Below are 12,688 nucleotides of genomic sequence, written 5' to 3'. Positions count from 1 at the left end.
GCACCGTCGTGCGGCTCGCGATCGCGCGACGCACGCATCCCCCGGCCTCCTCACCCGACCGGCACCGGCTCCTCGACCACGGGCGGCCGGAGGAAGCTCGTCCCTGCGGCGACGGCGATCGTGACGACAGCGAGGATCAGGCCGGTGACCACCGGCGCCGACGCGCTGTAGCCGTCGATCGCGACCCCACCGGCGAACGCACCGAACGCGATCCCGATGTTGGCCGCGGAGACCGGCAACGACTGCGCCAGCTGACCGCCGGGCCCCGCCAGGGTGATCACCCGCACCTGGAGCGACGGCACGATGCTGTAGAAGCACAGGCCCCAGGCGACGAGGACCAGCGCGACGAGGGCCGCGACCGAGCCGACCAGGTGAAGCAGCAGCAGGGACACCGCGATGCCGACCGACCCGATCACCAGGGTGCGCCCGGCGTTCCAGTCGGCGAACCGACCGCCACGGAACGATCCGACGGCGGTGGCGGCGCCGTACGCCAGGAGGAACACGCTCAACATCCCGCCGGAGATGCCGGTGACGCTCTTGAGGAACGGCACCAGGTAGGTCAGGGCGGCGAAGACGGTCGCGAACACGATGAAGTTCAAGAAGAGCACAGCGAGCACCCGGGGAGCGAAGGCGTACCGGGCCTGCTGGCCGGCCCCGCCTCCCGCGGGCGCGACGGGCGGGATCAACACGAGTGCCCCGGCCAGCGTGACCACGGCGGCGGCCACGATCACCAGGAACGACCCGCGCCACCCGAGCGTCTGCCCCACGAGCGTGCCCAACGGCACGCCCAGCGCGGCCGACATCGCGACGCCGGCGATGATGATCCCGATGGCCTGGCCCATACGCTCGGGCGGGACGACCGACGTGCCGGCGATGAACGCCGCTCCGATGAACAGGCCCTGCGAGGCGCCGATCGCGAAGCGCAGCACCAGGAACAGGCCGTAGTCGGTCGTCAGCACCATGGCCACGTTGCACGCGATGAACAGGACCACCGCAGCGACGAGGACCGTGCGCTTGTCCACCCTGATGGTCAGCGCGCTCAGCAGCGGGCCACCGACGGCAAGTCCTAGCGCGTACGACGTCACCAGCGCGCCGGCAGCAGGGATGGAGACGTGGAGGTCGGAGGCGATCGCGTCCAGCACGCCGACGACCAGCAGCTCACCGCTGCCCAGCACGAACATCCCGAGGAACAGGGTGGCCAGGGCCAGGCTGGCGTCGGTCCGGGCCGGCGCTCGGTCGTCGCTGCTCATCATTGCTCGCTCTCTATGGCAACCTTTGGTTGCTTCACAGTAGGGCCGGTGTCCTCGATAACGCAACCGCAGGTTGCGCTCCTTTCTCGCCCCACCTCACATCCGTGTCAATATTTCGCCGGGTCGACGGGACGAGGAGGACGCGGTGAAGATCGGTGAGCTCGCCGAGCGCACGGGCGTGAGCACGCGATCCCTGCGCTACTACGAGGAACAGGGCCTGCTCGTGTCCCAGCGCACCTCGGGCGGACACCGCTTCTTCCCCGAAGCCGCCGTCGACCGGGTGATCCGCATCCAGGAGCTCTATGCCGCGGGGCTGTCCAGCGCGAAGATCCTCGAGATCCTCCCCTGCATGCGCGACGTCGACGGCGGCCCGAACGAGAGGGCGACGCCCCGACTTGCCGCGGCGCTGCGTGCCGAGCGCGATCGCATCGATCGCCAGATCGCGGACCTCCAGCGGACGAGGGAGATCCTCGACGACGTGATCGAGAACGCGGCGCCCCGTCGCGGCTCCAAGCGACGTGCCACCAGGAGCCGCTGAGCCATCCGCACGGCTCCCGGGCTTGAACCTCACATCCATGTGAGCTTCTAGCCTCCGAACCATGACCCGCGACGAGAGTCCCACCCTGTTCGACAACGTGACGGTCGGGCGGATCCGTACGACGTCACGCCTCGTGATGGCGCCGATGACGCGCATGCGCGCCGATAGCGACGGCACCCCGACCGACCCGATGATCACCTACTACGCACAACGAGCGTCGGCCGGCATGATCGTCGTCGAGGCCACGTCACCTGATCGGGCGGGACGCACGTTCAACAACACGCCCGCGATCTTCACCAGCAGGCATCGGGCCGCTTGGCGTCGCCTCAGCGAGCGCGTCCACGACGAGGGCGGACGACTCGTGCTGCAGCTCCAGCACGGCGGGCGCATCGGCCACCCGGCCGTCAGCGGAGTCCCACCGATGGCCCCCTCGCCCATCGTGCTGCCGGACGTGGTCTTCACCGCGGACGGCCCGGTCCCTGCCCCCGTTCCGCGGGAGATGACCGATGCGGACATCGCGCAGACGATCGACCACTTCGCGCGCGCTGCGCTGCACGCCGTCGAGGCAGGGTTCGACGGCGTCGAGGTCCACTCGGCCAACGGATTCCTGCTGCACCAGTTCCTCGCCGAGAACACCAACCAGCGGACCGACGGCTACGGCGGCACGGTCGCGGCACGGTCACGGTTGACGCTCGAGGTCACCCGCGCGGTGATCGACACCGTCGGAGCGGACCGGGTCGGAGTGCGGATCGCTCCGGGCTTCACCGGGTTCGGCATCGCCGAGGGGGACCCCGCGACGCTGTACGGCCACCTCGTGCCGGAGCTCGCAGCATCCGGCGCGGCCTACCTGCACGTCGTGTTCGCCGACCCGGACTCAGACATCTATCGCGGCGTCCGCGCTGCGTGGCCGCGCACGCTCATAGCCAACCCCGCCCTCCCGTGGCCCGAGCCCCTGCCGGTCGATGGGGGCCGCGCGGAGGCGGAGCGTCTCCTGGCGTCGGGAGCCGACCTCGTCGCCCTCGGCCGCGCCTTCCTCGCGAATCCCGACCTGGTCGCGCGGTTCCGGATGGGCGCACCCCTGAACGACATCCGCCCCGAGCACTTCTACGGCGGGGCCGACGTCGGCTATCTCGACTACCCCGCCCTCACCGAGCCGGCCGGAGCCGCCGTACGTCGCGAAGGCGGGATGACGGCGCCCGCCAGGCAGACGATCTAGGCGCCGAGCAGGTCTGGCGCGTCGCGGATGAGCGCATGCGCTCCGTCGAGCACCGCCTCGCCGTGGCCGAACCCCGCCACGCTCGCGCCTGTGTCCGCGATCCTGGCCAGCGACCGCTTCGCCTCCTCGCGGTCGACGTTGAACGCGCCGAGGATCACGGTCCCGTGGAACTCGGCGACCGCGTCGCCGGTCAGGACCGCGTCCGCGTCGGGGAGGTGGAGGGCGATGCTGCCCGGCGTGTGACCCGGCGCCCCGACGATCCGCGCGCCGCCGGCGAAGTCGAGCACGTCCCCGTCGCGGACGGCGCGGTCCACGCGACACGGAGGGCCGTGAGGCGGCACGTCGCTGGGCGGGTGGATCTCGGTCTCGGCGGGCGTCAGCACGGGGAGCGGGCCACGCTCAGCCCCGCTGACGAACGCGGCGTCGGCGTGGCCGGCGACCACCTCGACGCGCCCCCACGTCGCGATCTCCGCGGCGCTGCCGACGTGGTCCTCGTGGAAGTGCGTCAGGACGACCCGTACGACGTCGCCGCGTCCCTTGCCCAGCACGCGCAGGGCGCTCTCGATGAGAGCGGCGCTGTCGGGCCAGCCGGTGTCGACCAAGGTGACGCCGTCATCGCCGTCCCACAGATAGCTGTTGAGCAGGTGGGCGCCGTCACCGGGGATCCGCAACCGGTGGAGGGAGGGGGCGATCTCGTGGAGGTCCGGTGCGGACAGGTGTTCCGACGTCACCTGGGTGAACGTAACACGCGCGGTTACGTTTTCTCGGCGAGAACCCCGCCGCCCGGTGGGGACAGCCGGGTGAACGCCGCGCGATACACCGCCGGCGCCAGCCCGAGGCGGCTGCTCACGTGGCGTCGCAGCGAGTCCGCCGTGCCGAACCCGCTGTGCCGGGCCACCTGGTCCATCGGCAGGTCGGTCGACTCCAGCAGCTCGCGGGCCCGCTCCACGCGCTGGTGCAGCAGCCACTGGATCGGGCTCATGCCGGTCTCGGCCTGGAACCGGCGGGTCAGCGTCCGCACGCTCGTGCGCGCGTGCCCGGCGAGGTCGTCGAGGGTCAGCACCGCCTCGAGCCGCTCGAGCGCCCACGCACGGGTGGCGCTCAGCGACGTACCGCTCTCGCGCGGGAGCGGCGCCTCGATGAACTGCGCCTGCCCGCCGTGCCTGACCGGCGCGACGACCGCCAGCCGGGCAGCGGCGTTCGCCACCGCGGCGCCGAAGTCCTTGCGCACCAGGTGCAGGCACAGGTCGATGCCCGCCGCCGCGCCGGCCGACGTGAACACCGGGCCGTCCTCCACGAACAGGACGTCGGGCTGCACGTCGACCTCGGGGTACCGGGCCGCGAGCGCCCCGGACTGGACCCAGAACGTCGTCGCCCGCCGCCCGTCGAGGAGCCCGGCGGCGGCCAGCACGAACGCGCCCGTGCAGATCGACGCGATCCGCGCTCCCCGGTCCGCGGCCTCGGTCAACGCGGCGAGGACGCGGGGGTCCGGCGCCACGCGATCACCGGTCCCGGTCACGATGACGGTGTCCGCGTCGGCGATGACCTCCAGCCCCGACGCCACCACGAGCTGCATCGACCCCTTCGCCTCGATCACGCCCGGCTCCGCCGTACACGTCCGCACCTCGTAGCAGGGCGCGTCGTCGACGAGGGCCGAGCCGAAGATCAGCTCGGGGATCGCGAGGTCGAACGGGATGACAGGCGGTACGGCGACGACTGCTACCCGACGCATTGGCCAGAACCTCCGGAAGTGTGGCGTTCAGGCCACTATCCCACCGCGCCCCGAACCACCACGATCGCTCGCATGACTTCCACGTTGATCGTCGGCGCCGGCGCGACCGGCTCCGCCACCGCCCTCCTGCTCGCTGGGTCCGGTCACAAGGTTCGCCTGGTCACCCGTCGCGGCACCGGCCCCCGCCACCCCGCGATCGAGCTGGTCCGGGCCGACGCGAGCGACGCCGATCGGCTGAAGGAGCTGGCAGCCGGCACCAGCGTGATCTTCAACTGCGCGATGCCGGCCTATCACCAGTGGCCGGAGCTGTGGCCACCACTGGCCGTCTCGATGCTGGGCGCGGCAGAGGCGGCGGGCGCGGACCTCGTGATGCTCGGCAACGGCTACGGGTACGGCGACGTCGATCCGATGACCGAGGACCTGCCCATGCGGCCGACGACCGTCAAGGGCCGGGTGCGCGCCGCGATGTGGCTGGATGCGCTCGCCGCCCACGAGGCCGGGCGGGTGCGGGTGACCGAGGTGCGCGCGGCCGACTACCTGGGCCCCGCTGCGGCGTCGGTGTTCAACTTCACCGTCACCCAGCAGGTCCTGGCAGGCGAACCCGCCACCTACCCGGCGCCCGTCGACGTACCGCACGCGTGGACCGCCACGCAGGACGTGGCCCGCCTGTTGGTGGCGGCTGCGTTCGACGACAGGTCGTGGGGCCGCGCGTGGCACGTGCCCAACGTCGCCGTGCTGAGTGTGCGCGAGGTCGCGGAGCGACTGACCGAGCTGACCGGCTCTCCGAGACCCACCGTCACCGGGATGACCCGGGACGAGCTCGTCGCGGCGGGCGCGGACGACCCGATCCTCGCCGAGCTGGTCGAGATGCTGTACCTCGACGAGAAGCCGCTCGTCTTCGACTCCACGATCACCCGCGAGACGTTCGGGCTGGAGCCGTCGCAGCTCGACGACGTGCTGCTCGAGATGTCGAAGCTGCCGCCGCCGACCTGAGCCGGTCGTCGGCCACGGGTCGCACGGACCGGGCGGGTCGCGGTCACCCGGGCGTTGCCGACGCCAGCAGGCGCACGCCCTCCTCGAGCGCTCCGAGATCGGGCGCCGCACCGAGTGCGAGCCGCAGGAACGGCCCGGCCGGCTCGGCCGGGAAGAACCGGTCGCCGCCGGCCACCGACACCCCCACGGTCGCCGCGGCACCGGCGACGCGGGCGGGATCGGCACGCTCGGGCAGGCGGACCCAGACGTGGAGCCCGCCGCGCGGCGGGGACGGGACGACCCACTCGGGCCGATGCGTGGCCAGTGCACGGAGCACCGTGGTGCGCCGCTCGTCCAGCGCCTTCGCGAGCCGGCGGCGGTGGCGCTGCCAGCCCGGCGACACGAGAAGGTCGACGGCCGCTTCCTGCAGCGGCAGGCTGATGAAGAAGTCGACGGCGCGCCGCGCGGCCTGGAGGCGGCGCATGACCGGGCCGCGCGCGACGATCGCGCCGATGCGGAGGCTCGGGGCGACCGGCTTGGTCAGCGACGTCACCTGGATCACGCAACCGTTCGGGTCGTCGTCGATCAGGGGCGAGCGTCGCGTGTCGTCGTGGCCGAGGTGGCGCGCGAAGTCGTCCTCCACCACGAACGCGCCGTGGGCGCCCGCGGCCGCGACGAGCCCGGCCCGGCGCTCGGCGGACATGGTGGCGCCCGTGGGGTTCTGATGGGTGGGCTGGCAGTAGACGAGTCGTGCTCCCGAGCGGGCGAAGCTCTCCTCGAGCAGGTCGGCGCGGAGACCGGCCACATCCGTCGGCACCGGCACCGGGCGGAGGCCCGCGGCGCGGATCGCGGCGAGTGCGCCCGGGTAGGTCGGCGACTCGACGAGCACGGCGTCTCCGGGCCGGCCCACCGCCCGGAACACCAACGACAGGGCGTTCTGCCCTCCCGCGGTGACGAGCACGTCGTCGGCGTGGATGTCCGCGCCGCTGTCGGCCGCGAACAGCTCCCGCAGCGCGGGCAACCCTGCCGCTGGAGCCCGCCCCCACGCGTCCGGTCGGCGCGACGCCCGCCCGAGGGCCGCGGTCAGCGCGGCCGTCGGCTGCAGGGAGTCGTGCAGGTAGCCCCCGTCCAGCACGAACCGGCCGGCCGCCGGTGGCCCGCTCAGCCGCTCGGTGACGTCGGCGTCGAGAGGACTGTCGCCCAGGACGACGCTCTGCCAGTCGGTGTCCAGCCGAGGCGCCGGGCGCCGACCGGCATCCCCCGTCACGAACGTCCCGCTGCCCGTCTGGGTCACCACGCGGCCCTCCGCCGCCAGCCGCGACAACGCCTTGCCGAGCGTGACCGGGCTGACCCGGAGCCGTTCGACGAGCTCGCGCGTGGACGGCAGCCGGTCCCCTGGCCTCCGCTCCTCGATCAGGCGCAGCAGCTCGGTGCGCACCCGATCCGGGGCCGACGTGGCTTCCGGCATGGACCGTTCCTTTCCAGGGCGAGCGAGGTGCTATCGTAGGTCGTGAAAATCAACGATAGCGATATCCTCAGCGACACGGAATCGATTCTCGACCTGACGGCCCTCCGTGACGACACCCCGGGGACAGCGGGACGGATCCACTTCAACAACGCCGGTTGCGGCCTCCTGCCGGCACCGGTGCTGGCCGCGGTCCAGGCGCACCTCGAGCTGGAGGCGGAGATCGGCGGCTACGAGGCCTCCGCGCTGCGTGCCGACGCGGTCGGCGGGTTCTACACGGAGATGGCGAGGCTGCTGGGGTGTCGCCCGGAGAACATCGCCTTCGCCAGCAGCGCGACGCACGCGTACGCGACCGCTCTGTCCGCGATCGACTTCCGCGCGGGCGACGTCATCCTCACCACCCGCAACGACTTCATCTCCAACCAGATCGCCTTCCTCTCGCTGCGCAAGCGGTTCGGGGTCGAGATCGTCCACGCACCCGACTCCCCCGAGGGCGGTGTGGACGTCGAGGCGCTGACGGCGCTCGCCCGCCGACTCAGGCCGCGCCTGGTCGCCGTGACGCACGTCCCGACGAACTCGGGGCTGGTGCAACCCGTGGAGGCGATCGGCCAGGTCTGCCGGGAGCTCGACCTCACCTACCTCGTCGACGCCTGCCAGTCGGTCGGTGAGCTCGTCGTCGACGTCGACGCGATCGGGTGCGACTACCTGACCGGCACCTGTCGCAAGTTCCTCCGCGGCCCGCGCGGCACCGGGTTCCTCTACGTCTCCGACCGCGTTCTCTCGACGCCCGCCGAACCCCTCTTCATCGACATGTACGGCGCCCGCTGGACCAGCGCGGCGGCGTACACGCCGGTCGCCACCGCCGCCCGCTTCGAGGACTGGGAGTTCCCCTACGCGAGCCTGCTCGGTTGCGCCGAGGCGGCCCGCTACGCCAGCGACGTGGGCATCGACGTCATCGCCCGCCGGACCCCCGCGCTCGCCCGGACGCTGAGGTCCGCGCTCGCCGACATCCCCGGCGTCACCGTGCTGGAGAAGGGTCGCGAGCTCGCCGGGATCGTGACGTTCACGATCAACGGCTGGCAGGCGCAACCGTTCAAGCAGCGGCTCGACGCGCACGCGATCAACTCGGCCCTCAGCTTCCGGGAGTTCGCGCAGTACGACTTCGGCGACAAGGACGTCGACTGGTGCCTGCGTCTCTCGCCGCACTACTACAACACCGAGGCCGAGATCGCCCGGGTCGCCGACGCGGTCGGCGGGCTTGCCGAGGAGGCGGCGTGACCGGCGCGGAAGGCAACGTAGATGACGGGACGTTCGGCGCCAAGGTCTACGAGCTCGCGAAGGTCGGAGGACACTGGTTCCCCGCGATCGCCGACAGGCTTGCGGACTCGGTGCTGAGCGTGCACCGCGCCACGGAGTGGATCAGGGCGGTGAGCGGGGCGGCCGGCGACCCACCCGCGCTGCGCGAGGTGCTGGACCACTGCTCTGACCTCCAGGCCCACCTCCTCAGGTCGATGCGTCCGATGGCCGCGACGGGGGAGGCGCTGATCGACCTCGCCAACCACTTCATCGCCACCGACGAGCAGGCCCGCGCGGACTACGAGCGCCTCCAGCGGACGCATCCGTTCCCGTTGCGCCCGACCAGCACGGGCGACTCGCTGCCGCGGCCGGGCGATCCGCCGACCGGCCGCGGCACGGTCCAGTACATCTGAAAGGCTCACCGTGACTCGACAGTTCGATCGCGGCGCTCTCACCGAGACCCTCGATGTGCTCCAGGCCGACCTCGCCGACCTCGCGCACATCGAGGCCGTGGTGGACATGCGCGAGCGGTTCTACGTCGCCAACAACCACCCAGCCGGTCCCTTTGACCTCGCGGAGGACGTCCTCGGGTACGACTTCCAGGTCGGTCGGCGCTATCCGTTCGAGGTCTCGGTCTACGGGATCCTCCCGGGTAGCCAGGCAGACCGGTGGAAGGCGGAGATCGCGGAGGCTCGGCGCCAGGCGGAGGGATGGGCCGAGGACCTGATCGACTCGGCGCGCGCGGCGCTCTCGTTCATCGTCGACCCGCAGTCCCGGTTGCTCGAGCTCGCCGTCTCCGAGCTCGAGCAACCGGCTGAGCACCTCGTCCGGCACATCCCGAGCGTGTTCGAACGGGTCGCGGTCGAGCTCGGCGACTGGCAGGGAGAGGCGAAGCACGCGTTCGACACATTCATCGGCGACGCCCGGCGGGCGACCGACAACCAGGGCTGGCTCGCCGAGTCGCTGCGGATCGCTCTCGCCAACGCGAAGGCCGTGATCGACCTCGGTCAGCTGGCGCTGCTCGAGGGCCTGACGCACGTCCGCAGCGACCTCGACCAACAGCTCAGGAAGAGGGTCGAGGAGGAGCGAGGCGCCGAGAGCCGGATCCGGTTCTTCCTGCTCGCGGCGACCGCCACCGGAGTTGTCGGATCGCTGGCGATCCCCATTCCCGGCGTCGCACTGGCCGCGATCGCCGCCTCCAGCCCGCTGCTCGGACTCGTCAAGGACTCGATCCCGCAGGCGGACGCCAGGCTCCAGGAGGTGCCGGTGCGGAGCGCCACCGACTACGCGAGCGCCGTGGAGAGCGTCGTCGACAACGTCGTCGACGGCACGCGCCTGCGCTGGGACACCGCGGTTGCGGAGGGTGCGCTGAAGATCCAGCGGGGCGTCGAGGATGTCGGCAACCTCCACGGTCGCGACGCGTTCGAGCCTCCGACGCCCACTCGTCTCGAATCCGGCCCGGTCGACGGCGGCTTCCACCATCCGGCGCAGAGGTAGTTGCGGTCGGGCTGCTCCCCGGACAGCGTCCGTGGTCGCCGCGCATCAACCCGACGCCGCGAGTTGGTGCGGAGGGCCAATGACGGCCGGCCCGGCCGAAACGCACGCTGCTGTCGTGACCAACCCGGGTGACCTCGTCCGCAGCTACTACCGCGCCGTCGACGCCGGCGACATCGAGGGGGTCCTCGAGTGCTTCGCCGAGGACGCCCGTTACGACCGCGGTGGATATCCCCCGCTGCAGGGCGCCGCGGACCTGCGACGCTTCTACGCGCACGACCGGGTGATCGCGTCGGGCCGTCATCGGGTCGAACGGATCCTGGTGGACGGTCGCACTGCGGCAGCACTCGGAACCTTCCAGGGGACGTCGAAGTCGGGTGATGCGCTCGACATCCGGTTCGCGGACTTCTTCGTGTTCCACGACGACCTGATCGGTCAGCGCACCACCTACTTCCTCACTGCCGGGGTGTGACATGCGGATCACGGAGATCGATGCGGACGGATACGAGCAGGTGGTGCGCGTCGCGGATCCGGCGACGGGGCTGGACGCGATCATCGCGATCCACGACACGACCCTTGGTCCCGCGCTCGGGGGCGTCCGGATGCGGGCATACCCCAGCACGGCCGACGCATTGGACGACGTGCTGCGCCTGGCTAAGGGGATGACCTACAAGTTCGCTCTGGCGAGGGGCGACCACGGTGGGGGCAAGTCCGTGATCATCGGCAGCCCCGAAGGGAAGACACCCGACTTGCTCCGAGCGTTCGCCGATGCCGTGCGAGCGCTCGACGGCCGCTACGTGCCCGGCGTCGACAGCGGCACGACGCAGGACGACCTGCGAGCGATGGAGGCCGCCGGCGCGATCGCGTCCTGCACGGGTGACGACCCGTCGCCGTACACCGCACTCGGCGTGCACGCGGGGATCCTCGCGGCGGTCCGTCACCTGGACGGCTCCCCCGAGCTGCGAGGGCGACGCGTCGTCGTCCAAGGCGTCGGACACGTGGGCGCGTCACTGGTCAGGCAGCTGGTCTCGTCCGGCGCCGAGGTCGTGGTCGCCGACGTCGATGACCGGGCCGTCGCGGCGGTGGCCGGCTCCTTGCCCGTGGCGGTCGTGCCGGTCGAGGATGCCCTGACCGTGGCCTGCGACGTCTACGCGCCCTGCGCACTGGGAGGCGTGGTCGACGACGACTCGCTGGCGAGGCTCGACGCCCGCGCCGTGGTCGGCGCGGCGAACAACGTCCTGGCGGATCCGCGTCACGGTGAGGAGCTGCACGGACGCGGGATCCTCTACGCTCCGGACTTCTGCGCGAACGCCGGAGGGATCATCTTCCTCGGTGCGGAGGCCAGCGGTCTGCCGGCGACCGAGGCTCGGCGCCGCGTACGCCGCATCGGGCGGACGCTCGAGGAGATCTGGGAGATCGCGGGCCGCGAGGACCGGCCGCCGCCGGAGGTCGCGATGGCCATGGCCGAGCAGGTGCTGGCCTCGAGGCGCGGAGCCTGAGCCGGGGCGCGTCGCCCTATCCGCGCCGGAGCGCACGGTAGTGGCCCGGCGAGGTCCGCCACCGTCTCCAGAAGTGGCGCCGCAGACCTGCCGCGGACGCGTAGCCCACCCTCCTGGCGATCGCGTCGACGGGTAGGTCGGTCTGGACGAGGAGCGCGCACGCGCGGTCCAGTCGGCGGTCGAGGAGCCACTGGCCCGGGCTGACCCCCAGCTCGTCGGCGAACCGTCTGGTCAGCGTCCGAGGTGAGACGCCGACGGCTGCCGCGAGCGCACGCACGGACGGCGGGCTGTCCGCCGCCTCGTCGAGGACGTGTGCCAGGACCTGCAGAAGCGCAGTGCCTGGCCCGTGGCCAGCACGACGCCCAGCAGGCCGGAGGAGATCGAGACCCGATCCCACCGACACCAGGTGCACACCCCCAGCGCGCGCTCGCTCGAGATCCTGGAGCAGTTCCTCCGGAGGCCGGTGGCCGGCACGCCAACGCGGGACCAGGACAGTCTCTGCCTCGGCGACCTCCTCGAGCGGCCCGTCCGGGAGGATGCGGAGGCCATCTGCTGTCGAGACCGGGCCGCCCTGCGTGGCACAGGTCTTCAGTCTCCGTGGGTGTCCGCCCACCGTCGCGTGGCCCGGTCCGGGGCCCGCCGCCGCGGGAACGACGTCGGAGACGGACATACCCTCGTGGACGAGGACGAGCAGGCGCCGCGGCTCCCGCGATGCCACGCCCGGCGACGGTCGCGCCGTCCGCCCGGCGAGTCCGGCGCCCACTGCGCCCTACCCCTCGACCCCGGGCGCCGCGTGATCGGCCAGGACCGCCACCGCCTCGATCTCGACCAGCGCCGGCGCCGGGAGGCCGGCGCCGATCGCCGACCGCGCCGGGAGCGGGTCGCTGAACCAGCGGAGGTACTCCTCGTTGAAGTCCGACCAGTCCGCGATGTCGTCGAGGAACACCTGGACCTTCACCACGTCCGCGACGCTCGCACCCGCGCGTTCGAGCTCCCGGGCCAGGTTGCCGATCGCGGCGCGGGTCTGGGCTACCAAGCCGTCAGCGAACCGACCGTCAGCGTCGCGGCCGAGCTGGCCGGACACGAAGAGCAGGTGGCCCGCGCGCCGGGACATCGAGTACGGCGGCGAGGGGTCAGGCATGCACCGGGACGCTAACCGGCCGCGGCACCCGCGCCGTCGTCCCGGGCGACGAACGCGGATCGGTGGCGTTGTCCGATTCGACGAC

Annotated in this window: 14 protein-coding genes; 8 read left to right on the top strand and 6 right to left on the bottom strand. The window is 72.1% G+C overall.

All coding sequences use genetic code 11. The features are described from left to right. Positions 1 to 50: 50 nt before the first annotated feature. A complete protein-coding gene (locus HNR19_RS01830; RefSeq protein WP_246303460.1) occupies positions 51 to 1,250 on the bottom strand; it encodes an MFS transporter in 1,200 nt (399 codons plus the stop codon). 145 nt (positions 1,251 to 1,395) lie between these two features. On the opposite strand from HNR19_RS01830, the gene HNR19_RS01825 reads away from it, so the two are divergent. Beyond that, positions 1,396 to 1,788, top strand: coding sequence for a MerR family transcriptional regulator (locus tag HNR19_RS01825; protein WP_179666285.1), 393 nt, complete (start codon positions 1,396 to 1,398; stop codon positions 1,786 to 1,788). A gap of 61 nt (positions 1,789 to 1,849) precedes the next feature. Next, a complete protein-coding gene (locus HNR19_RS01820) occupies positions 1,850 to 3,004 on the top strand; it encodes an alkene reductase (RefSeq protein WP_179666284.1) in 1,155 nt (384 codons plus the stop codon). Here the strand turns inward: HNR19_RS01820 and HNR19_RS01815 are convergent. Beyond that, positions 3,001 to 3,735: an MBL fold metallo-hydrolase gene (locus HNR19_RS01815; RefSeq protein WP_218910115.1), complete on the bottom strand. Its 735-nt coding sequence runs from the start codon at positions 3,733 to 3,735 to the stop codon at positions 3,001 to 3,003. The two genes, HNR19_RS01820 and HNR19_RS01815, sit on opposite strands and share 4 nt — an antisense overlap. Positions 3,736 to 3,758: 23 nt before the next feature. Then, positions 3,759 to 4,736 carry a GlxA family transcriptional regulator gene (locus HNR19_RS01810; RefSeq protein ID WP_179666283.1) on the bottom strand — a complete coding sequence of 326 codons (978 nt, stop codon included), beginning with the start codon at positions 4,734 to 4,736 and terminating at the stop codon, positions 3,759 to 3,761. Between the two features lie 72 nt (positions 4,737 to 4,808). Here HNR19_RS01810 and HNR19_RS01805 point away from each other — a divergent pair, with 72 nt between their 5' ends. Further along, positions 4,809 to 5,729, top strand: coding sequence for an NAD-dependent epimerase/dehydratase family protein (locus HNR19_RS01805; RefSeq protein WP_179666282.1), 921 nt, complete (start codon positions 4,809 to 4,811; stop codon positions 5,727 to 5,729). Between the two features lie 43 nt (positions 5,730 to 5,772). On the opposite strand, the gene HNR19_RS01800 is transcribed toward HNR19_RS01805, so the two are convergent. Next, positions 5,773 to 7,176, bottom strand: a complete 1,404-nt coding sequence (locus HNR19_RS01800) for an aminotransferase-like domain-containing protein (RefSeq protein ID WP_179666281.1) — start codon at positions 7,174 to 7,176, stop codon at positions 5,773 to 5,775. A gap of 42 nt (positions 7,177 to 7,218) precedes the next feature. Between HNR19_RS01800 and HNR19_RS01795 the strand changes: the two genes are divergently transcribed. The 5 genes from HNR19_RS01795 to HNR19_RS01775 all read left to right on the top strand — a co-directional run bounded on the left by HNR19_RS01795 (position 7,219) and on the right by HNR19_RS01775 (position 11,462). After that, on the top strand, positions 7,219 to 8,451 hold the full coding sequence (locus tag HNR19_RS01795; RefSeq protein ID WP_179666280.1) for an aminotransferase class V-fold PLP-dependent enzyme: 1,233 nt from the start codon (positions 7,219 to 7,221) through the stop codon (positions 8,449 to 8,451). Beyond that, positions 8,448 to 8,882: a hypothetical protein gene (locus HNR19_RS01790; protein ID WP_179666279.1), complete on the top strand. Its 435-nt coding sequence runs from the start codon at positions 8,448 to 8,450 to the stop codon at positions 8,880 to 8,882. Before HNR19_RS01795 ends, HNR19_RS01790 begins: the two co-directional genes overlap by 4 nt. Positions 8,883 to 8,892: 10 nt before the next feature. Then, positions 8,893 to 9,966 (top strand): hypothetical protein, encoded by a 1,074-nt coding sequence (locus HNR19_RS01785; protein WP_179666278.1) that lies wholly within the window; start codon positions 8,893 to 8,895, stop codon positions 9,964 to 9,966. A 115-nt stretch (positions 9,967 to 10,081) separates the two neighbouring features. Continuing rightward, complete coding sequence (locus HNR19_RS01780) at positions 10,082 to 10,435, top strand: nuclear transport factor 2 family protein (protein ID WP_218910114.1); 354 nt, start codon at positions 10,082 to 10,084, stop codon at positions 10,433 to 10,435. A 1-nt stretch (position 10,436) separates the two neighbouring features. Continuing rightward, entirely contained in the window at positions 10,437 to 11,462 is a 1,026-nt protein-coding gene (locus HNR19_RS01775; RefSeq protein ID WP_179666276.1) for a Leu/Phe/Val dehydrogenase, read from the top strand. Between the two features lie 16 nt (positions 11,463 to 11,478). Here the strand turns inward: HNR19_RS01775 and HNR19_RS23680 are convergent, their stop codons facing one another. Then, the gene (locus tag HNR19_RS23680) at positions 11,479 to 12,132 is read right to left on the bottom strand and encodes a helix-turn-helix domain-containing protein (protein ID WP_179670027.1); all 654 of its coding nucleotides are present in this window, start codon (positions 12,130 to 12,132) and stop codon (positions 11,479 to 11,481) included. A gap of 99 nt (positions 12,133 to 12,231) precedes the next feature. Next, positions 12,232 to 12,603: a RidA family protein gene (locus HNR19_RS01765; RefSeq protein ID WP_179666275.1), complete on the bottom strand. Its 372-nt coding sequence runs from the start codon at positions 12,601 to 12,603 to the stop codon at positions 12,232 to 12,234. Positions 12,604 to 12,688 lie beyond the last annotated feature (85 nt).

It is taken from the genome of Nocardioides thalensis, from assembly GCF_013410655.1.
Classification (GTDB): Bacteria; Actinomycetota; Actinomycetes; order Propionibacteriales; family Nocardioidaceae; genus Nocardioides; species Nocardioides thalensis.
The sequence above is the reverse complement of the archived record's forward strand: the minus strand, read 5'-3'. Positions and strand labels throughout refer to the sequence as shown.